This is a genomic window from Spirulina sp. CS-785/01 (assembly GCF_028330525.1).
In the GTDB taxonomy this organism is placed as follows: domain Bacteria; phylum Cyanobacteriota; class Cyanobacteriia; order Cyanobacteriales; family Spirulinaceae; genus JAQMSD01.
This window is the reverse complement of record NZ_JAQMSD010000029.1, coordinates 1-20,400: the sequence shown is the minus strand read 5'-3', so window position 1 is coordinate 20,400 and position 20,400 is coordinate 1. Positions and strand designations below refer to the sequence as shown.

Annotated in this window: 15 protein-coding genes; 7 read left to right on the top strand and 8 right to left on the bottom strand. The window is 44.4% G+C overall.

The features are described from left to right. Positions 1 to 6 precede the first annotated feature (6 nt). Positions 7 to 1,278 (bottom strand): HlyD family secretion protein, encoded by a 1,272-nt coding sequence (locus PN462_RS01150; RefSeq protein WP_272126019.1) that lies wholly within the window; start codon positions 1,276 to 1,278, stop codon positions 7 to 9. Between the two features lie 107 nt (positions 1,279 to 1,385). Between PN462_RS01150 and PN462_RS01145 the strand changes: the two genes are divergently transcribed. From PN462_RS01145 to PN462_RS01140, 3 genes are all read left to right on the top strand, one after another. Beyond that, complete coding sequence (locus PN462_RS01145) at positions 1,386 to 1,976, top strand: TetR/AcrR family transcriptional regulator (protein WP_272126018.1); 591 nt, start codon at positions 1,386 to 1,388, stop codon at positions 1,974 to 1,976. 15 nt (positions 1,977 to 1,991) lie between these two features. After that, positions 1,992 to 2,309: a DUF4276 family protein gene (locus tag PN462_RS23325; RefSeq protein WP_443029028.1), complete on the top strand. Its 318-nt coding sequence runs from the start codon at positions 1,992 to 1,994 to the stop codon at positions 2,307 to 2,309. Between the two features lie 140 nt (positions 2,310 to 2,449). Next, positions 2,450 to 3,481, top strand: coding sequence for an NAD-dependent epimerase/dehydratase family protein (locus PN462_RS01140; RefSeq protein WP_272126017.1), 1,032 nt, complete (start codon positions 2,450 to 2,452; stop codon positions 3,479 to 3,481). Here the strand turns inward: PN462_RS01140 and PN462_RS01135 are convergent. From PN462_RS01135 to PN462_RS01125, 3 genes are all read right to left on the bottom strand, one after another. Then, positions 3,472 to 4,113 (bottom strand): Uma2 family endonuclease, encoded by a 642-nt coding sequence (locus PN462_RS01135; RefSeq protein ID WP_272126016.1) that lies wholly within the window; start codon positions 4,111 to 4,113, stop codon positions 3,472 to 3,474. The genes PN462_RS01140 and PN462_RS01135 overlap by 10 nt on opposite strands. Before the next feature lie 209 nt (positions 4,114 to 4,322). Continuing rightward, on the bottom strand, positions 4,323 to 5,921 hold the full coding sequence (locus tag PN462_RS01130) for a ShlB/FhaC/HecB family hemolysin secretion/activation protein (RefSeq protein ID WP_272126015.1): 1,599 nt from the start codon (positions 5,919 to 5,921) through the stop codon (positions 4,323 to 4,325). Positions 5,922 to 6,058: 137 nt separating this feature from the next. Continuing rightward, complete coding sequence (locus PN462_RS01125; RefSeq protein ID WP_272126013.1) at positions 6,059 to 10,600, bottom strand: CHAT domain-containing protein; 4,542 nt, start codon at positions 10,598 to 10,600, stop codon at positions 6,059 to 6,061. A 579-nt stretch (positions 10,601 to 11,179) separates the two neighbouring features. Here PN462_RS01125 and PN462_RS01120 point away from each other — a divergent pair. Together PN462_RS01120 and PN462_RS01115 are read left to right on the top strand one after the other, a co-directional pair. Continuing rightward, positions 11,180 to 13,042, top strand: coding sequence for a BamA/TamA family outer membrane protein (locus PN462_RS01120; protein WP_272126011.1), 1,863 nt, complete (start codon positions 11,180 to 11,182; stop codon positions 13,040 to 13,042). A 176-nt stretch (positions 13,043 to 13,218) separates the two neighbouring features. Then, positions 13,219 to 13,794: a Uma2 family endonuclease gene (locus PN462_RS01115; RefSeq protein WP_272126009.1), complete on the top strand. Its 576-nt coding sequence runs from the start codon at positions 13,219 to 13,221 to the stop codon at positions 13,792 to 13,794. A gap of 165 nt (positions 13,795 to 13,959) precedes the next feature. On the opposite strand, the gene PN462_RS01110 is transcribed toward PN462_RS01115, so the two are convergent. From PN462_RS01110 to PN462_RS01100, 3 genes are read right to left on the bottom strand one after another with little or no spacing between them, the layout of a single operon-like run. After that, positions 13,960 to 14,847, bottom strand: a complete 888-nt coding sequence (locus PN462_RS01110) for a hypothetical protein (protein ID WP_272126007.1) — start codon at positions 14,845 to 14,847, stop codon at positions 13,960 to 13,962. A gap of 15 nt (positions 14,848 to 14,862) precedes the next feature. Further along, positions 14,863 to 15,849 (bottom strand): hypothetical protein, encoded by a 987-nt coding sequence (locus PN462_RS01105; protein WP_272126005.1) that lies wholly within the window; start codon positions 15,847 to 15,849, stop codon positions 14,863 to 14,865. A 14-nt stretch (positions 15,850 to 15,863) separates the two neighbouring features. Continuing rightward, positions 15,864 to 18,068, bottom strand: coding sequence for a hypothetical protein (locus tag PN462_RS01100; protein WP_272126004.1), 2,205 nt, complete (start codon positions 18,066 to 18,068; stop codon positions 15,864 to 15,866). A gap of 191 nt (positions 18,069 to 18,259) precedes the next feature. On the opposite strand from PN462_RS01100, the gene PN462_RS01095 reads away from it, so the two are divergent. Then, the gene (locus tag PN462_RS01095) at positions 18,260 to 18,460 is read left to right on the top strand and encodes a hypothetical protein (RefSeq protein ID WP_272126003.1); all 201 of its coding nucleotides are present in this window, start codon (positions 18,260 to 18,262) and stop codon (positions 18,458 to 18,460) included. Between the two features lie 93 nt (positions 18,461 to 18,553). Continuing rightward, a complete protein-coding gene (locus PN462_RS01090) occupies positions 18,554 to 19,840 on the top strand; it encodes a hypothetical protein (protein WP_272126002.1) in 1,287 nt (428 codons plus the stop codon). Positions 19,841 to 20,185: 345 nt separating this feature from the next. Here the strand turns inward: PN462_RS01090 and PN462_RS01085 are convergent. Continuing rightward, positions 20,186 to 20,400, bottom strand: a 215-nt coding sequence (locus PN462_RS01085) for a hypothetical protein (RefSeq protein WP_272126001.1), incomplete at its 5' end; no start/stop codon positions are given.

Here is a 20,400-nt window from a genome sequence, read left to right as displayed (position 1 = left end):
TTGCAATTAATTATTTTCTCCATCATTGATCAAAATTTGCCCATCCGCAGGCATTCCTGGTTTTGCATACCCTTCCCCCTCCTCTAACTGCACTTTTAACCCAAACACCTGTTTCACCCGATCTTCTTTAAAATAAATATTTTCTGGCGTAAACGAGGCTTCACTATCAACATGGCTCACCGTTGCCTCTAGGGGCTCATCGGGGTTAGAATCTAGAAAGACTTGGGCTGGCATCCCCACGCGCACCTTTCCCACTTCTCCTTCAGGAATATACCCCCGCAAATACACTTCATCAAGGTCAATAACAGTTAACAGGGTTGTTCCCACTCCGATGACTTCCCCTGGTTCAACGGTCCGGGTGAGGACAACCCCATCAAGGGGACTGGTGATGGCTAAATCATCCAATTTGGCGATAATTTCATCACGGTTGGCCATGGCATTTTTGACATCTGCTTGGGCTGCTTCCAGTTGCGCTTGGGCTTGAAACAGTTGCGTTTGTAGTCCCTCAATTTGCACTTGGCGAATAGTGGGGTTCAAACTACTGGTTTGTGCTTGGGTGAGGCCGCCTTCTGCCACATTCACCTGTCGTTGTGCCGCCGCAACTGCCGCATTGCGGGCTTCTAGGGTAGCTTGGGCGGTTTCATAGCGGGTTTGAATTTGGTCGAATTGTTGTTGGGGGATGACTCCTTCTGTGAGTAAGGGGGCATAGCGATCGCGCTCTGCCTGCGCTAATTTTAAATCAGACCGGGCCTGTTCAGCCTGCGCTTGAGCCTGAGCCAATTGCGCTTGGGCCGAAGCCACCGTAGCCACCGCTTGACTCACTTTCCCCTGGGTATCATCTACGGCCTGTTGTCGATTCAATTCCGTTTGGCGAATTTGACTCTGTATGACATTTAACTGGAGTCTCGCTTGTTGCGCTTGCTGTCGGGCTGCATCAATTCGCGCCTGCGCCCCCTCCAGTCGGGCTTTTAACTCTGCATCATCCAGTTTAGCAATCATTTGGCCTTTTTCAACGCGATCGCCCTCTCGCACCACCACCGTCAACACTCGTCCCCCCACCTTCGCCCCCACATCACTCTCATAGCCCTCAATCCGCCCACTAAAAGTTAACGCATCTTCAGCAGGACGGGTCACATAATACCGCACTCCCAGTCCCCCCCCAACCAACAAGAGAACCACCGGAATGAGCCAACGGAGTTTTTTCTTCCACCCCCCTTGGTTTCCCTGTTGAGTCCTCGTTTCCCCTTCATTTTGGTATTGTGTGGCGGATTGACTCATTGCTTAACCCCTTTGGTTGGTGTACTCGCAAGATTATAAAAAGTGTTTTCTATACTATACGGTATAGTTTAAAATTCAAAAACCCAACTTAACAACAATTTAAGCTCATGTCTCCTATTCTTAACCCCCACCCGACCAAGCGAGAACAGATTTTAAACGGAGCAACAGAAATCTTTTTACAACAGGGGTATGAAGGAGCAAGTATGGACCGGGTGGCCGCCCAAGCAGGAGTCTCGAAAAACACCATCTACAGCCATTTTCAGGACAAAGAAGGCTTATTCAAAGCCACCATCGAACAAGTCACCGAAAAACGCTTTCAGATCATCTTTGGGTCCCTCACCCTCAGCAACCCCCCCGCAACCGTCCTCCGAGAGATAGCAGAAAAGATACTAGAGATGGTTTGCCACGATGACGAGTATATTGCTTTTTTGCGGTTAATCGTGGGAGAATCGGGGCGTTTCCCGGAACTAGCGCAAAAATTTCTCCACTGTCTCCCCCATAAAGTCTTGAATACCCTAACCCAGTATCTTGCTCAACAGTCGGACCTCCATTTATCCCATCCCGAAGCCACAGCCCGCATTTTTATGGGGACTTTAATGGGGTATATCATGACTCAAAAAGTGTTACACGGAGAAACAATCATCCCCATGGAACAGCAGATTTTAATTGATAATTTAATTGAGATAATTACAGCTTAGTTGAGTGACTGAGGGATAATTGCAAATGTTAAAACAAAATATGAAGCCTATTTATTCTGTGATCCCAGTTGTTTTACCTACCGTTATAAGAATTGTCAGAATCAAATTGCTAATCTTCAAGCTATTGTCAGCCAATATGAAACTCCGGAATTAATTAACGATGATCCCAATACTGCTCCCAGTAAGCGTATTATCGCTCAATTTCCAGAGTATAAAAGAGACAAAACCTCTGCTGGCCCCGATTTAGCTGCATATATCGGGTTACAAGAGATTCGTAGTCATTGTCCCCATTTTAATGGGTGGCTATCTAAACTAGAAAGATTGGGTCAATAGACTAACTAAGCATAAGCTGTTATCTATTTAAATTGAGCATTTATTGTTAAAATTTGGGTTGAGAGGGCAAAGCGAACAGTTTAGGGCTTCTTACTATAGTTGAAGGGCTGAGTCATTGCTGGTTTCAGGGGAATAACGGAATGAATTATGATAGCAAAGCCGAAAATAGGCAAGAGATCAACCAGGAGGTTTCTGATCTTGCTCAAGCAGAACCAAAAACCAAAAAAATCTTAATTACCGGGGGATTGGGGTATGTGGGGGGACGATTGGCGGCTTATTTGCGGCAGTTTCCCCATTATAAGTTACGGTTGTTAGTGCGGCGGATTCCGACCGAATTACAGGATTGGGTAGAGGGGTTGGAGATATGGCAGGGGGATTTAACGCAACCCGAAACCTTACAGGGAGTGGGGGATAATATTGATGGGGTGGTGCATTTAGCGGCCTTGGATGCTCCAACTTGTACAACCCACCCTACAGAGGCATTGCGGGTGAATGTGGAGGGGACGTTGAATTTGTTGGAGGCGTTACAGGGAGAAATTGAGCATTTTCTCTATTATTCCACCTTTCATGTTTATGGGCGCAATGCCCAAGGCCGGGTCACGGAAGACACTCCCCTTGCTCCGATTCATCCCTACGCCGCAACCCACGCTATGGCAGAATTATACGCGGGAATGTATGCCCGTCGGCAAGGGTTTGGGGCCAGTATTATCCGATCTGCCAATTCTTTTGGCGCACCCCTCTATACTGGGGCAAATTGTTGGACAATTGTGTTTAATGACCTCTGCTATCAAGCGGTGACGCAACAACGGTTACAGTTAAAATCTGCGGGGTTACAGGTGCGGAATTTTATCCCCTTACCGGAGTCGTTGCGGGTGGTGGAGTTGTTGTTACGGACTAATTTACAGTCGGTGGAGGTGTACAACCTGGGTGGAGAGCAAAGCTACAGCATTCTAGAAGCCGCAGAACTGGTGCAAAAGGTGTATTTTGAAGATTTTGGTCAAATGCTGCCCATTGAGCGTCCTGAGCCACAGAAGGGGGAACAGCGAGGGGTGTTGGATTATCGGTGCGATCGCCTGAAAGCATTAGGGTTTCAACAACAGATGAGTTTATCTGAAAATATCCGCCAAACCCTCCAGTTTTGTCAGGAGCATTTTATCGCTGATCAAATTTGAAATTGCGATCGCACCCACTCCCGAAATGCTCGCAAGGTTGCCATTTCCCCCTCTTGTAAACTCTGTTGTATGAATTGGGGAATTCGTTCAAGGGGAAATCTCGGAAACGTAGGACTTTGGGACACCTGCTGATAAGTCGTATCCGGTTGCAATACCCACACCTGCAACCGACTCCCATCATATCGCCACAACTCCAGAACACCCAAGGCTGCATAGATTGCCTGTTTGTCCAAAGAACTATTACTCATATCAATTTCTAACACAAGATCGGGAGGCGGATCACAGTCTAGATCGATACTTTGCTGGTGTCGCACTTGGGGTTCATGCTGCACATAATAACAAGAATCGGGTTCTGCTCCCTTGAATAAGTCCCCCCGTTTCAGTGTCAAAGAACCAAACTTTTTTAAATTCAGGTTCAATTCTTCCGCCACCACCCCGATTAAACTTTCCATAAAGCGATTATTATTTTCATGGGGCCCAAGGGGAGTCATAATTTCTAAATATCCCGTATCATAAGCCAAACGAGTCCCCCGTTGATTCCCCAAATCTGCCAGTAATTGCTCAAAAGTTGGCCAACTAACATTTTCGAGGAGGACACGCTGTTCAGCAAGGGGAAGGGGTGCAGTTTGCATTGTGAAGCGTTGCGGGAGAGTCAGATATTTGCATGATATCGCAAATCCGATACCATTGGCGAATCTTCCTGAACCCCCGTTAAATCAAGAAGAAATTTTGTTGTTGCTTGTTGGTTGTTGGTTGTTGGTTGTTTGTCTCCCGATACTCCCCCATCTCCCCTTTGTATCCTTTGTGTCTTCGTGGTTCAAACTTCCTATTTCCATAACAACTAAAACTCATAAAGTACCCGAAAAAACACCCCCAAATCTTGAGCATTTTCCCCCGCATCCTTCACTTCAATTAAAGGGATACCATAATCAAAACGAACTTGTAACCCTCCAGGAGGAGTCCAGAAAACTCCTAGTCCCCCATTCATTAAAAAGGTTTCTTCCGGTAATGTATTGGGATTATCCTCATGATTCCAAACTGTTCCCAAATCAAGAAACGGGATAAATTGAAAAGTGGGTAAATTATTAACATCTCGATTCACCGTAATGCGGTTTTCAATGGTTACTCTAACCCCATTATCTCCAGACCGTAAATTTTGGCGATATCCCCGTAAACTTTGTCCCCCTCCGATTACATATTGTTCTGATGGGAGTAAACTATTAGGAGTGAATTGCCAATCTAATTGTATCACCAATAAATGATTTTCACTTAATCTCTGTAACCGTTGCCCTTGAACCAACCAACTAAAAAAACGACTATCGGGAATAGGTTCAGGATTGAGAGTAGAATTAAACCAATCGAGGCCAAAATTAAATTGCGATCGCAGCGTCCAACCCCCCCGTTCCTCCCGTTTAAAATAATCTTGACTCAACCGTAACACCGTAACTCGACTCGTTCCATCCTCCTCCGGCCCAATACCAAACGGTTGGGGTATATTATTAAAAAGAAACGTCTGACCGTCCCGAAAACTCAACCCCAAAGACACCCCCAACTCCTCCTCCGCAGTCCGAATAATCGGGTGTCGAAAAGACACCTCATAGAGTTGCGACTCTCCCCGAATATCCAGTGACTGAAACTCCTCCTGTGTCACCCGATTTTGGTCAAAAACCGCCCTTAATTGTAAACTACTCTCTTGAGGATTTAACGGGACATTGTAGTTCAAATCCCAAATTTCTGACCCCCCCGTAGTCGAACGGGAATAGGACACCCCCAACTGATCCCCCCATCCCGCTAAATTACCATAACTCAAATCCACCCCCAACCGTTCCGACCCCACACTCACCGGAGAATAATTATCTATATAGGTTTGTCCTTGTAACCGTTTTGCTTCCTCCACCTCCACCGCTAAAATCAGCCTACGGGGGTCTTCTCCTGTGCGTAGCGTTGCATTAATCTGTTGAATCAGAGGATTCCGTCGTAATAAGCGTAATTGGTCTTGGACTGTGTTAATTTGTAGAGGAGTCTGTAAAGCAGAATTAAGGCGATCGCGCACATACCCCGCAAGTCCTTCCGTCCCCGTCACCACTATCTCACTCACCCCACGAGTAATCACCTGAATACGCACCACCCCCTCCCTAATCGCCTGATCGCCTAACACCGCCCGTGTGGTAATATACCCTTGGTCAAGATACAACTGGGTAATCCCATCAGTCGCCTCCTGTAACCCACGTAACGTCACCTCCCTCCCTTCAAGAGGTGCAACAATTTCCCGCACCACAGCATCCTCCAACACCGTATCCCCCACCACCTCCACCCGTTGCACAAAAAACCGTTGTTCCTGCGTCACCCGGTTTCCCAAGTCCTCCACCTGTGCAAAAACCGGACTCCCCCAAAGTCCCCATCCTGTCAAAATTAAACAAATCATCTGTAAACCATTCATTTTTTTTGTTGTTGGTTCTTTAACCAGTAAACCAGTAACCAGTTGTTACTTCCCATCTCCCCATCTCCTCCATCTCCCCATCTCCCCCATCTCCCCCATCTCCGTGTCCTCTGTATCTGGAGTAGTTCAACTATCAATTACCACGGACTCCCAATCAGAGTAAACCCACTCCAGTAGTAAGGATGGGAAAAATCTTGATTCTCTTGCTGTTGTAACCCCTCTGGGAGAGGAAAACGACCTTGGGGAGTCACCAACTGTTCATCCTCCACCCCTACCTCTCCCCGTAACAAAGATAACTGGGCCTCTCGTAATGCCTCCGCTTTAATCCGAGACTGGCGCAACACCTGATAAAATTGACTCATCAACCCCAACGTCCCCCCATCACTGACATTCCACAAACTCCCCAACGCAGTCCGAACCCCTGACAACACTGCTAACCCAGCAAACCCCAACTCCACCTCCTCACTCCCCAACGCAGTCCGACAGGAACTTAACACCAACAAGTCCAAGGGAGGGTCATTTAATTGTAAATCCGGGAGGTCTGCTAAGGTTAAGCGAGAATTCCACAACTGAATATAAGAACTATTCAGAGGCCCCGGACGAAAACTGCTATGGGTGGCTAAATGGAGAATGCGATAAGACCCCTCCTCCCTTGCTGCTTTAAAATTCTCCACTGTCACCCCATCATTAAGAAACGTTTGTCCGGGCCAAATATCTTCAGCAATCACCGATAATTCGAGGGGAACTGCTGGGAGAGGAGTATCATCAGTAAAGTCAGACACCCCCATCGCTAAAACCGACGCATCTTTCACACTGTTGTACTCTGTGTTCGTCAGAGCTACACTGGGCATTAACCCCACACTATACCGTTCAATTAAAAACCCCTCCCCATTATGTAAGGCCGCAAGGGGTAATAACCGCAACCCTTGATCTAAAACAAAGACTAAATTATCAATTCCCTCCTCCTCTAAGGTGTCCTCTAGGGGAGTTATTAACCATTGATAGAGTTGTTGACTCTGACTGAGATATTCGCTTTCTGGACGTTGAGTGGTGAGGTTGCGACGGAAGGAACGAACCATGGACTCTACTTTCTCACGGGTTGCGTCGGGGACTTGATAACGGATAGGATTACCGCGAGAGGTGACAAGGATTAATTCGAGTTCGTCGTTGGGTTGGGAGGTTTGACGACTGGTGATTACTTGGCCTTGGCCTCCTCTAGAATTAAACTGCCAGAGGGGTTGGTTGGGTTGGTCTAAGTTGGTCGAAGATTTAAAGAAAGCATAGATTATTGTAGGCCGCAACCCGGTTTGGTTTTCGATACGACGGAGAATATCTTGGGTGTCTGCAACGGTGACGGGGGTAGGGGAAGAAATACCAAGATAGTTTGCAAAGTTATCGGAGATATTATCCTCTAGGAGGGTTAGGTTACTGTCGGTGGGGTTGGTTGGGGAAACGTCGGACAAGTTTGCGGTGTCCAGTCGTTGTTCGTTGAGGTCTCGTTCAAGGTTGGGGAGACTGGGTTGTCTTTCTGGACTCTCTGGGGTGGGAGTTGGGGTGGGAGTTGGGGTGGGAGTTGGGGTGGGAGTTGGGGGTGGAGGTGGGGGTGTCGGGTTGGGGTCTGCTGCTCCAAATTCATACGCTCCTACATCGACTGTACCATCGACGATGCCTGGAATAAAGCCCCGTTGGTCGCTGTTATTCCGTTCTGGGGGAATTATACTATTATTTCCGGTATTAATGGCAGGACTGTTGGGAAGGAGTGCGTGGGTTTGGGTGGGTCCTCCGTTGTCGGTGAGGGGGCCGAGTTGGGGGTTGATATTGGTGCGATCGCTCCCTGTCCCTAATGTACCACTCCCCAACCCCGTCAACGTACCAATAATATTATTAGCATTCCCATTAAATCCCCCTCCTGAGACATCCGAGGGCGTTGTATCTTGGGTATTCTGAGCAACAATAGTATTAAACAGGGAAACTATCCCACCACTTCCCGACAGTCCCCCACCACTCCCCATACCATCCCCATCGGCATCGGCTACATTAAAGGCAATGGTACTATTACGAATTGCCCCAGTAAAGGAACTTCCCAGATTTAGAATTCCTCCCCCCGAAAAATAGGCCGTATTGCCACTAATGGTGCTATTACTCAGGGTAAGATTCCCCGTCACCCGTATTCCCCCTCCATTGGCGGCCAAATTGCCACTAATCGTGCTATTACTAACCACAGCATCCCCACTACTAAAAATTCCCCCTCCATCTCCATTGATGGCAGTATTATCAGCAATGGTACTATTGCGGACAGTCACCCTATTCCCTGGAGAAAAGAGACGTATCCCCCCACCATCTAACCCACTGTTATTGCCGCTAATCGTGCTATTTTCTACAGTAATATCGGCATTCTGAGTAAAAATCCCTCCCCCATTCCCAGCAGTCGCAGCATTATCCCGAATAATACTATCGGTAATAATAACCGTCCCATTCTGCACATTGAGTCCCCCTCCCTCTAAGCCCTGAGCAAGATTATTCTCAACAATGGTATTATTAAGGGAGACATCCCCAAAAGCCGAAACTCCTCCTCCTTGTTCTGATGCAGTATTATTGGCTATGGTGCTATCAGTCGCATTCAGTATATTACTCGCTATTCCACCCCCAACCCCTGCATCATTCCCAGACACTTCACTATTGGTTAGTGTAACTGTCCCAAAACTGCGAATTCCTCCACCATCAGTATTTGCGGTATTATTGGTGACTTGACTATTAGTAATGGTGACATCACCCGCACTATAAATTCCTCCCCCAGAATGAGTCCCTATATCGTAAGTTCGATTATTGGTGACAATGCTATTCTGAACTGTAACCGTCCCCATCCCCTGATTGCGAATACCACCCCCACTCCCACCCGCCATCATAGCACTCCCATTGCGAATGGTAAGATGATCAAAGGTGACATTAGCATTGCCAGTATTATCAATATCAAATACGCGATTATTATTTTGACCATCAACAATAATATTATTCGTCTCTCCTGTAATTTCTAAATCTCCCCCATCCCCCGCAATATCAAGCTCAGAATTGAGTAAGATGGTAAAATCCCCCGAAAAGCGAATGGTATCGTCTATCCCAACGGACCCATTACTCAACCCAATGGCCTCCCGTAATGTCCCTGGGCCTGTATCACTGGGATCAGTTACAGTATAAGTGGCCAGAATATCTTGATAATGACTCAGAGTTTCCCCAGTAAAGGGTAAGGTCGCTTCAATTTTCCCGGTACTATATTCTAGAGTCCAATCCCCCCCTAATGCAGCATTTCCGGTTAAATTAGTCGATGCGGCCACATCTGCATGGGTTTCTCTTGCAATGGTATTAATGAGGGTTTGTCCAGTCTCTCCCAATGCAGTAAGACAACTATACAGCAGAATATCTGCATTGGGACTTAACTTCTCTCCCCATGCCTGAAATTGCGCTTTATACTGGTCTATGGTGTCCTCATTAATGAAGGTATCCCCTAACCAAAAATTGCCCTCGTTGCCTTCGGTGATAATATGGAGTTCATCAACGGGTTGCTGGACTTGGTTGAGTTGGTCGGTAATTGCTGCGAGGCCGTTTTCTTGGGGGGAAATAACGACACTGGTGGTCCCCGGTTGTCCACCGTAGAGGAAGCTGTGATAGTCTTCTACTGTGGCATCTATGAAGACATAGGCCAAGGGATCAGTTATTTTTTCGGGAAATATGGTGACTCTGGGGGGAGTGGAGAGTAAGTCGGGGGTTTCTGGGGTAACTCTACGGGTGGCCAGTAAGTCGATATTCTCCCCTTGGACTTCCCCCCCAATGATAACTTCTCCTGCTTCTACAGTGATTCCTGACCCGGCTAGACGGACTGTTCCTTGATCATCTACTGTAACAGTGGTGGCGTTTTGAACTTGGGGTAAGTTTAATAATTCTGCTAGTTTTAAGGGGGTAATTCCATTCGTCACTCCCTCTAAGGACACTTCGAGACTGAGGGGGACCCCGGTTTGAGAGATTCGCACGCGATTATTCCCTACTGCCGCAATGGTAATATTACCTTGGGGTGCGCTGACTGTTCCGGTGTTAATGACGGTCCCCCCAATTAAAGCAAGGGTTTGTCCGTCTGTAACTGCTAAGTCTCCTTCGTTGATAATGGGGGCAGGGTTTGAGGTATAAAAGGATAAGCTGGTAGGGTTTCCGGTTAAGTCGAGATAGGTGTTATCTCCCGTTGCGTTAAATTCTCCGGTGTCAAACCCAATACTATGACTGGTTGTGGCCGTAAAATCTCCGGTAATATCTAATCTAGCACCACTGCCAAATACTATCCCGGCAGGGTTCATTAGGTAGAGGTTAGCATCTCCTCCGGTGACGCGAATTAATCCTTCAATTACGGAGGGGTTTCCCCCGGTAATACGACCTAGAATATTCTGAATTTGGGGATTGGACAAGAAATTGGCAATTTCTTGGGGATTTAAGCCTAATTCTGTAAAACTATGAAAGAGGTTTGTGCCATCTTGGGATAAACTCCCTCCGGTGATGTGATAGGTGTCCCCTTCTATGGTAATTGTAGTCCCTGTGCCGTCGGGTGAGGTTTGAATGGACTGTGCGTGGACGGGGAGACGACTTCCACTGAAACAGAGAAGACTGAAAGCCAGGACAGAGAGTGGTTTGAGCATGGGTTGGCTGAGAGAATGGATTTCACCCTTTCACTATGCTACTGTCTCCGATTTTTTCGGGATTGTCAACCACAAAGACACAAAGAACACAAAGGGGTTTTCTGGTTGTTGGGTGAGTGGGTTTTAAGGGGGTTTAAGTAAAGAATGGGGGTGGGTGGGGGACGGAGAGAGGGGGGGACAAGGGATTGAGTTTAGGCTAATTTTTTGCCCTTGGAGAGAGTAAAATTGGTTCTCCCTCTCGAAAAATTCGCTATCTTAAAAGAGAATTGGTTTAATTTAGGAGAATTTCTCTTATGACGGCGACTCAAACGATAGAAACTTAAAGCGGGATTATCTGTGACAGTCCTACAAGAGTTGTTAAATCCCTAAATTAAGTTAAGCTTTGGGTGCAAACTAAGGCTAATAAGTTCAATTCCCCATTACCCATTACCCAAATTGTGCCAGATCAAAAGCTGACACAGATCGCGCAACCTCCCCCTATTCCCCCCGTCAACAATCATAATCAAGGGTTGAGCGTTGTTTATTGCTCCTCTAAACCAATAAAGAACTCTCTATTAATGAACTGAAAGGATTAGGATTATGATGCGCGTTTCCCTATTAACTCTTTGTACCGTAGCCACCATGACGGGGGTGACAGAGATGGCGTTAGCCGATACACTGGCGGTTGATGCGAGTCCGGACTATTCTTCCCCTGCTGCGTCTCCCACTCCTCCCCCTGCGACGGGAGAGGGGGTTGCGGTGATGGCTACGGATATTCAGGTGGCCGGGGCCCAAGGGGAGTTAGCTCAGATTGTTCTGGATAATATTAACACTCGCTTGGGTCAAGCGACTAGCGAGATGCTGTTACAACAGGATATCCGCGCTATTTTGAAGACTGGGTTATTTAATGATGTGGAAGCGTATTATAAGGAGAGTCCTGGGGGTTGGGATGTGGTGTATCAGGTGCAACCTGTGAGGGTGCGATCGCTACAATTAGAAAATGCTCAAGTCCTCTCCCCAGAAGTGGCACGAGAATTATTCCAACCGCAACTGGGAGAAACGGTGAGTCCGAGTACCATTAATGCAAGTATCGAGAAGGTCAACCAATGGTACAAAGATAATGGCTATGCCTTGGCCCAAGTGGCGGATGTGCGGGTAGTTGGGGATGGCGTATTAAATGTTAATGTGGCTGAAGGGGTGATTCGGTCGATTAATATTCGTTACTTCGATGAACAAGGCCAACCCACTGAAGGCCGCACCGATGAGAGTTTTGTCCAAGAACAATTAAATCTGCAACCGGGTGAAGTGTTCCAAGTGGATACTGCTCAAGAGGACTTACAAAACCTCTATCGTTTGGGACTGTTTAACAGTGCTAATATTACCCTAGATGGGGATACTAGAGCCTTAGATGTAACTTACCAACTGAGTGAGGCCGCTGTGCGCGGAGTGGACGCTGGCGGCGGCTACAGCGAGGCCAATGGTCTGTTTGGGACTGTGAGTTATAATGACCGCAATGTGGGCGGAATTGGGCAAAATTTAGGGCTTTCTGTGCAGGTTTCTCGCAGTGATCTCCAGTTTGAGGGGAATTTTGGTAGTCCTTATCGACCTAGTAATCCCGATACACCGGGTTATAATCTCAATGCCTTTCGCAATCGGGGGGTTTCGACAAACTTTGATGATGATGTACGCTTGGAGAATGGCGATCGCCCGCGAGAAGGCCGCTTTGGGGGTGGGGTGAGTTTTCAGAAACCTGTGGAGGACTGGAACACTTCTCTCGGTGTGAATTATAATCGGGTCAGTATCCGTGATGCTGACGGGAATTTAACCCCAGAGGATCAATATGGCAATCCCCTTTCTTTTAGCGAAAATGGCATTGATGACTTAGTAACGGTACAAGCGAGAGTCTCCCAAGATAACCGTAATAACCCCTTAAACCCCACCTCTGGGTCTGTGGTCAGTTTTAGTAGTGAACAGTCTTTACCCATTGGTGAAGGGAATATTTTCAACAATCGTCTCAACGCCAGTTATAGTAATTACACCCCCACTCGCGTCTTTGACTCGGAGAATCCGGAGGTGTTAGCGTTTAATGTACAAGCGGGAACTGCGATCGGAGATTTACCCCCTTATCAAGCCTTTACATTAGGGGGGACAAACTCCGTCCGAGGCTATGATACCGCCGAATTAGGCAACAGTCGCAGTTATTTCTTAGCCTCTGCTGAATACCGCATTCCCCTCTTTGAGTCTCCCGTGAGTGGGGTTGTTTTTGCCGACTTTGGGAGTGATTTAGGCTCAGGAACAACTACAGTAGGAGAAGGGGGAGTCATCGAAACAGACAAAGGGACAGGTTTCGGGTATGGTGCAGGGTTACGGGTGAATTCCCCTGTCGGTATCCTACGCGCAGATTTCGGTTTAAATGACCAAGGCAATAGTCGCTTCCACTTCGGCGTTGGTCATCGCTTCTAACAAGTTGGGAAACAGCATGGGGGGTAACGTTGAGTTACCCCTTTTTTTCTGGGTAATTCTCCTCTGAAACAATGTGTACAATAAAAGCCATTAACCTTCATAGTAAACCCTTGAGAGCTTCTTCTAATCGGGATAGCATGACAACTCAATAGTTACCTATTATAAAAAATCAATCTATGGTCATCCCAGCAGAAACCAAACTTTATACCCCAGAAGAATATTTAGAGCTAGAAGAAAAAGCCGAATTTAAACATGAATATCGAGATGGACAAATTATTCCTATGACGGGTGGTACAACGAATCATAATGAAGTGGCAGGGAGTTTTTACAGTTATCTCCGTTTAGCACTACGAAAAAAAGACTATCGCATTTATATTGGTGATGTAAAACTGTGGATTCCCCATTATCGCCAATATACTTATCCTGATTTGATGGTTATTTCAGGAGAACCCGTCTATGCAGGAAAAGGGGAAACAACAGTAATGAATCCCTGTTTAATCGCTGAAATTTTATCTCAATCAACTCGAAATTATGACCAGGGGGAGAAATTTAAATATTATCGCTCCATTCCTGAACTAAGAGAATATATTTTAATTGAACCCACCCAATTTTATGTCCTGCAATATGTAAAAAATGAGGCCGGACAATGGGTATTAACTGAATACACAGGTCAAGACAACCAATTACAATTAAATACAGTGGAGTTTGAACTCTCTTTTCGGGAGTTATACGAGGGAGTTAATTTTAGTTAGAGTGATGAATAGGCAATATTTTGGTAAAACGCTTTACGTCTTAAAAAGTCCAATTTTGCCAGTCAATTTCTTCTCGTAACTGTTGCCACTGTTGTAAAGTGTTTTTAATTTTATTTAAGAACGCTTTATCTTCCTTGCTTAATTGGTCTGTTTGTGCTTTCTGTTTTAACTCCGATTGTCGTCCCAAAAACAAGGCAAGATGAAGGAGTTGCTCTCTTTGCTTTTGGGACAATCTAGCACTGGTTGTGAGAAATTGAAATAAACCTTCTCCGGATTCTGTGAATTGTTGAAAAAGGTCTGGTTCTGTTGGGGTTCGGGTTGGGGGTCGGGTTGCAGGAGTTGGACGAGAATCAGGATACCCAGTAGGAGGAGAAAGATGAGGGTGAGAAGGGTGATAATTCCCTTCTGTAACGGGTTCTTTTTTTTTGCGTATTCTTCTAAATCCTCGTCGGGAACGCGATCAGATAACCCTCTCCAAACTCCGGTTGCTTTGAGGGAGTCTTTCCCTTTAATGCTGGTAATTAGCACTAATAAACCCGGATAATCGGGTAATGTGTTGCTGGCTAATTCTACGGCAATTTCTTGTTGTAAATTGTCTGAGTTATTCCCAATTTTTTTACTTGGATCGCTAGTCGAATTGGACGCTTGGCATAAATGAGAATAGTCTAGATTTTTCAGTTGCTCGAAATCAACGGTAAAGCCTAATTCTCCTTGTAATTTTATGGCGCGATCGCAATCCTCACTTAACCTATTCCTATCCTGTAATGCCTGAATCGTCAACCCCCGCAATTTTAACTCATTCTCTGGAGTATCTGAACACAACCACAACACCGAATTTCGCACCGGACGACCGCGAAAATCATCCCGTTCTGGCCGACTTGCTAACCCCGTTAAATAGAGAAACAATTGAGCATTATATCTCGCTAAAACCAAAGAAAAACTTTGACCCACTAAATGGATAATATTATGTTGGGTTAAAACCGACGGAATTTCCGGAATCCAACAGTAATCATTATCCTGTAATTTACCTCGACTTTGCACATAAATTTCCATAACCTTAACCCTCCTTTATTTTAACCATTGTTCACCCTTCAAAATGGCAAACTGTCCACTGGTTTTACACCCTTGAGCAAACTGTTGTATTGCCGTTTTTAAATGGTTATCGACTTTCAACCAATTACGGAAAAAATTGAACATTCCCCAACTTTTATTCTCTAGATGTAATTTCAGCAAAAATCGCAAAAGATACCGCAACGGTTGTTCGCTATCTTGAGGACTATATTCCGCATCATGACGAACTTTCCTAAAATGAAGATGGGGATTTTTTTTGTTTTGTCTATCCTCATATTCAATCCTCGAAAAGACCACACTCCCCACCGTTTGTACCGGAGTAACAACACTAACAATCCAAGGATTAATTTTTTCAGCGTCAAAAAAGTCCATTAACCCCGCATAACCTTCCTTAACTCGTTTGAGTAATTCTTTGCTAGATTTTTTATTTTTTAAGTATTTTTCGCACTTAACCGGAGCAAAAATAACCAACTTGGGAGAGTCTAAATCTTGATAAACCGAGGTAAATAAATTCTTAATTTGTTGCGGTCGATTAATCTGTTCATGTAAACGGCCTTTTTCCTCCATTAAAGCAGGAGAGTCAATCGCAATTAACACCGCAACAGACTCCTGTAAAAGCTCTTTAACAAACTTCTTCTCCTCCGAAGATGCTCTACTCCCATGATACCCTCCAGGATAGTCTCGGAAATGAATTTCTAGAGAGGGAGTTTCCCCCTTTTTTCCCAACCCAAACACAAAAGAACGAAGGGACTCTGGGCCTGCAACTGCTTCCGTTCCCCCAATCCCTCCCCTTGCTTCAAAGGTATCTAATAAACTCTTTAACTCCACTAACCGATCTTGTAAAATCGCAGCACTATCTTCATCGGGAGTTAATTGTAAATCTGTTGACCCAATATTACTTTCAAATTGTTCATACATGGCCGTTAATAACGTCGTTTTCCCGACACCACTAGGGCCTAACATTGTGACTTGGACTTCCTGCATTTTACGTTGTTCTCCTATTGCAAAAACTGTAATTTTTCTAACTGATTTGCTTGTTGTGTAGCTTCCACTTGCTGCAACCATTCTCGACGGATGCGGGTGCGTTCTCCCAGTTGCTCAAATTCCTCTGGCCAAACCTCAGAACGGAACTCCTCTAAGAAAATATACCATTCATCTTTCACAAATTTAGCCCGTAATACTCGGTCTAAAAATTCCTCAACAATGGCAAATGCGGCCTGACTCGGTTCTGCTAATAAGTCATCCAAAGCATTACGACAATTATAAACCGCTTCGGCCTGTGCCGATTTTAATAAATCTAACACTTCTTGAGCAGAAGGTTTTTCGGATAATTGTAGGGAAGAATCATCAGGGGTAAGTTGGTCTAAATGTTGACGGATGCGGTGTTGGACTAACCCTCGATAATAGAGTTCAAAGGAAGCGAGAATGGCAAATCCCCGCTTTAATTCACTGGGTTCACCTGCTCTTAATTCTTCGGGAATTAATGGGGTAATTTCGCTTAAAAATGCTGCTCCCTGTTGTTGGGAAAGTTGTCCTAATTTGCCGTTCTGAATTAATACGTCAGCCACTTGACTTTTGACCCGATCTAAGCTACGCTTTAAGCCATCATCGAGAGATAAGAATTTCTGGGAAAGGTGGGCACGAATTTCGTTGAGATAGTCGTAATAAGCGTTGGGATAACCGCCTTCACTATTGCGTTTTTTATCAATTTCTGCCAAGGAGGGGAGTCCAGGATCATCTTCACAAGATTTTAAGGCTTTTTCGACTTGATCTTTAAAATCTGCATCTTGTTGATCCCGATTTTCTCGTAATTCTTTCAACAACCCTTCTAACCCCGTGGTTAAGTCTTCCCAAAGCTCATTAAATAGATATAAAAAGGTTGAAAACCAGTTCTCTTTTCCTGCTCCCGTTCCCAAGACTTTTCGAGCTTTTTCTAGCTGGGATTCTACCTGACGTTGGAGTTGTTCTAACGCCTCTTGACGGGTGGTAGAATATTGTCGGTCTAGGGAGTTAATTTCTTGAGTAAGATAATTTAAAACCCGGTCTAATACTTTCTCATTGGCCGCTTGAGAGTCGGCACAATTAGCAATAATACTATCAATGACCTCGATATGTTTTGAAGGAAGCGCGTTAACTAAATCTTGACAATAGACCCCATTATCCCCCATCGCAGAATCGGCAGTGGTGCGATTGAGAACTAGAAAAGACCATTGTTCGAGGGGTAAACTGGTTAATGCAGATTTAGCAATATCATAAAGTTGTACATCCACATCAGCCCAATATTCTCCAGGAGGCTGGGGGAGTCGGATAAACAACACAATATCCACATCTTGGCCGAGAATCTGAATTAACCGTTGTTCGTCTCCTAGTCCAGTATCCCCTAATCCTGGCATATCAATGAGCGCGATTTGTCCCACATCTTGGTTAGGGAAAGAGCAGATAATTTTCGCCTCTCGCACCGCCAAATAGTTAAAATAAATCCTGTCTCCCTTCTCATTATCTTGGGCTACATATTCCCGGATTTCGTGGCGAGAAATGTGACGGGGAGAGGGTTCTCGCAGCAAATGACGGTACTTATCGAGGTTTTGGTGATAATTCTTCAAATGCTCATACATCGCCCCTAATTCCGCCGTTTGTGCGGTTTCTGGGCGAGGGGGGAGGGGATGACGGGCAAATTCATCGAGACTGAGGGGACGGATGCCCAGTTGTAGTTTATCGTAGTAGGGGGCAATAACTTCCGCGAGAAAGGAGCGTTCCGAGTGAAAGGTGATTTCCCCGTGGGTATCCGCGCTGGGGTTGTGGTGGATGGTGCTACGGACTCCGGTACAATGGGAGCGATCGCCTGTCGGAATTTCCACCGTCGTCAGTCCCGATAAACTCTGCAAGAGGCGACTTTTCCCTTGCCTCGCACGCCCCACAACACCGATATTCAGGGTATTCCGGGCAAACCGACCCTGTAATTTGCCCAAGGCCGCTAACTCGCTTTCAATGTCGCTTAATAGTGTCGTGGTGTCCAATTCTTGCAGTCGGGCCACAATATCGGGGTCTTCTATTTTAGCCAACAGGGAATCCTGATAGGCTTTCAAGTGACGCAACTGATCCGCCAATTCCCTTAAATTGTCCTCCACCCCTTGCACCCGTGCAGCGAGTGGGCGACGTTGTTCGATAATATGCTGAATTTTTGTTGAGCGATGACTGTTCATAAACCTGTACGATGAATCCCAATTTATTGTAAACACGCCGAGAAAGGGTTATTCCTTAAATTTTGGCAAAGTTTTCCTCAGATGTTTGTCATTTTCCGGTTTCTCCATCCAAACCCGCCCTTCCGAGGGATGGACAGACGATCTTGAGTATAATCAGAGTAGAATCTAAACGTTGTCCGAGCCAAAATTCCATGACCAACGTAGCATTTCCGTCCTTTGAAAATAGTCCCTTAATTATTGGGAATGTTCCTATACAAAAACCAGATTTTTCTGGGGTTGAATTTGCCGGAGTCTTTCAAGATGATGCAGACTTTGCCGCTATCATGGACTCTATTTATGCGAAACGAAACTCAGAGGATGATTCAGAAGTTGATCCAGACTATTTTTACTGAATGAGGTTAGTAGAGGGTGTGTCAATACTTTACACCTCCATTGATCACGTTTAATGTTTCCAGTTCTTAAAATATCATTCAAGAATTTAAAAAATGACTATTAATCAAACCAACAATAATCAATCAAGTGAAAACAAAATAATTATGAAAATTACTAATGCAAGTCCCATTTACTTATCAATTCCCAAGCAAAACTCAAAAATTAATTCAATATCCTTTTATATAAGTATAATTCTTCATAATACTACAAAGTCAAAAATTTACTTAGATTATTATAATATATTTTTACCTTATGTTGACATTAATAATGATGATCGAAAACTTAATTTATCCTTTAACATTAAAACAATTAGTTTTCAAGAGAAGTTTCAACAATCAAACTCATTATTTGAGAAAGTATCAAATATTATATTTAAACTATTTAGTCCATCAAATTATCTATTTTTTGAAGAATTAGAGGACTTAAAATATTTAATATTTTCTCCGCAAAGTAGCAGAGATATAACTTTTAAATTAAGAATATTTTGGCAAAATGATTTGCTTTGTCTTGCTATTCCTAAAAATCCAGAAGAGCATTATAATTTTTCTGAAAATCGTAAAGAATTCTATGTCTTTGAAGGAATAGAACCTAGAGAATATCAACTCAGCTATATTTATAACCCAAAGCAATCAAATAATTTAGACCGACTTCGAGAGAAAAACTACAAGGGAATAGATACGGAGAAACCATTGTCAACTGAGCCAATTTATCTAAATTTAGTTATACCTAAAGATGTAGAAATTAATTCAATAGAAACTGAAAAATTTGAGTTTGGAATTGCGCTCAAAAAAAATAGTATTAAGTTATATTCCATGAAAAGGAATCATGCAGCTTTTATTAAAGGTTTTATAAACTCCCTGTATTCTATATCATCTATATTTTCGGATCACCCTTATCCTTATATTATTGTTCCTATTAGTCTTTATATTATTAATAAATCGTCAAAACCTTTAAGATTTAACTTTCATGATTTGTATCCACCAGACTTCATATTAAATAATTATCGTATTGATTGGGGCGGTACTATGTTTAGACCAACTAATCCAATGGTAGAGAATTGTCCTTTAGTTATGCCCAATCAAAGGATTAGTTTTTCTCCAAATCTTGCCATTTTTCGATCTGGATGGAATCAATTTCGATTAAGTTTATTATCTTGTAATGGTTTTCATTGGATTTCTGATCCTATTCAACCTGCTCAATATCAAATTCGCTTTAATTACCAAAATCCGCATCTAGAAACTTCTGCCTACAGTGGAGAAACTCAAAAAATGGAAACACTAAAAAAACTTTGGATTGGAGAAATATCAACTCCATTTATTGATATTGATTTTTCGATTTAACATTATAGAATCTCCAGTTAATTCAAGTAAAAAAAAGATGAATAAAATTAAATTCTTTTCAACTTTTATAGTTTCATTTATTTCAATTTCCATTGTTGGATTTATCAGTCAAGAGAGCAAATGATTTACAATCACTTACTCCCCTAATGCTTTTGCCGCAATGGATCAGACACGAGTTTTTGACCTTGACAATGTTCAAGGCAGAACACAAGTTTACTATCCTACTCAAATGCCAAGGCGATCGCAATTTTTACCCCGCAAACTCGCCTTACTTCTCCCTCTAGTAGTCGCACTATTCCTCACCCAAACTCGTATGGCGATCTTAGCTCTAGTTGTCACCAGTCTTTACCAATGCGGATTGATGCCGTCAGTTTTGTAGGCAAATTTGAGACAGGAGATACACTGCGCCGTCCTATCCCGACCAGCCCTGTCAAGGTGGGTAACGAGATATGGCGGTTTGGAGTCGCCCTCACCCCCCAACCCCCTCTCCCAACCTTGGGAGAGGGGGAGAAAATGTCTCTCACAAGTGTCTGAAACAACGGTGTCTCGTTCTACAATTT

Excerpts from the sequence above, each read along its gene's own strand:
- PN462_RS01130 (WP_272126015.1), bottom strand. The coding sequence starts at position 5,921 with ATGAATGGTTTACAGATGATTTGTTTAATTTTGACAGGATGGGGACTT.
- PN462_RS01125 (WP_272126013.1), bottom strand. The coding sequence starts at position 10,600 with ATGCTCAAACCACTCTCTGTCCTGGCTTTCAGTCTTCTCTGTTTCAGT.
- PN462_RS01150 (WP_272126019.1), bottom strand. The coding sequence starts at position 1,278 with ATGAGTCAATCCGCCACACAATACCAAAATGAAGGGGAAACGAGGACT.
- PN462_RS01100 (WP_272126004.1), bottom strand. The coding sequence starts at position 18,068 with ATGAACAGTCATCGCTCAACAAAAATTCAGCATATTATCGAACAACGT.
- PN462_RS01135 (WP_272126016.1), bottom strand. The coding sequence starts at position 4,113 with ATGCAAACTGCACCCCTTCCCCTTGCTGAACAGCGTGTCCTCCTCGAA.
- PN462_RS01145 (WP_272126018.1), top strand. The coding sequence starts at position 1,386 with ATGTCTCCTATTCTTAACCCCCACCCGACCAAGCGAGAACAGATTTTA.
- PN462_RS01140 (WP_272126017.1), top strand. The coding sequence starts at position 2,450 with ATGAATTATGATAGCAAAGCCGAAAATAGGCAAGAGATCAACCAGGAG.
- PN462_RS01090 (WP_272126002.1), top strand. The coding sequence starts at position 18,554 with ATGACTATTAATCAAACCAACAATAATCAATCAAGTGAAAACAAAATA.
- PN462_RS01115 (WP_272126009.1), top strand. The coding sequence starts at position 13,219 with ATGGTCATCCCAGCAGAAACCAAACTTTATACCCCAGAAGAATATTTA.
- PN462_RS01110 (WP_272126007.1), bottom strand. The coding sequence starts at position 14,847 with ATGGAAATTTATGTGCAAAGTCGAGGTAAATTACAGGATAATGATTAC.
- PN462_RS01095 (WP_272126003.1), top strand. The coding sequence starts at position 18,260 with ATGACCAACGTAGCATTTCCGTCCTTTGAAAATAGTCCCTTAATTATT.
- PN462_RS01120 (WP_272126011.1), top strand. The coding sequence starts at position 11,180 with ATGATGCGCGTTTCCCTATTAACTCTTTGTACCGTAGCCACCATGACG.
- PN462_RS01105 (WP_272126005.1), bottom strand. The coding sequence starts at position 15,849 with ATGCAGGAAGTCCAAGTCACAATGTTAGGCCCTAGTGGTGTCGGGAAA.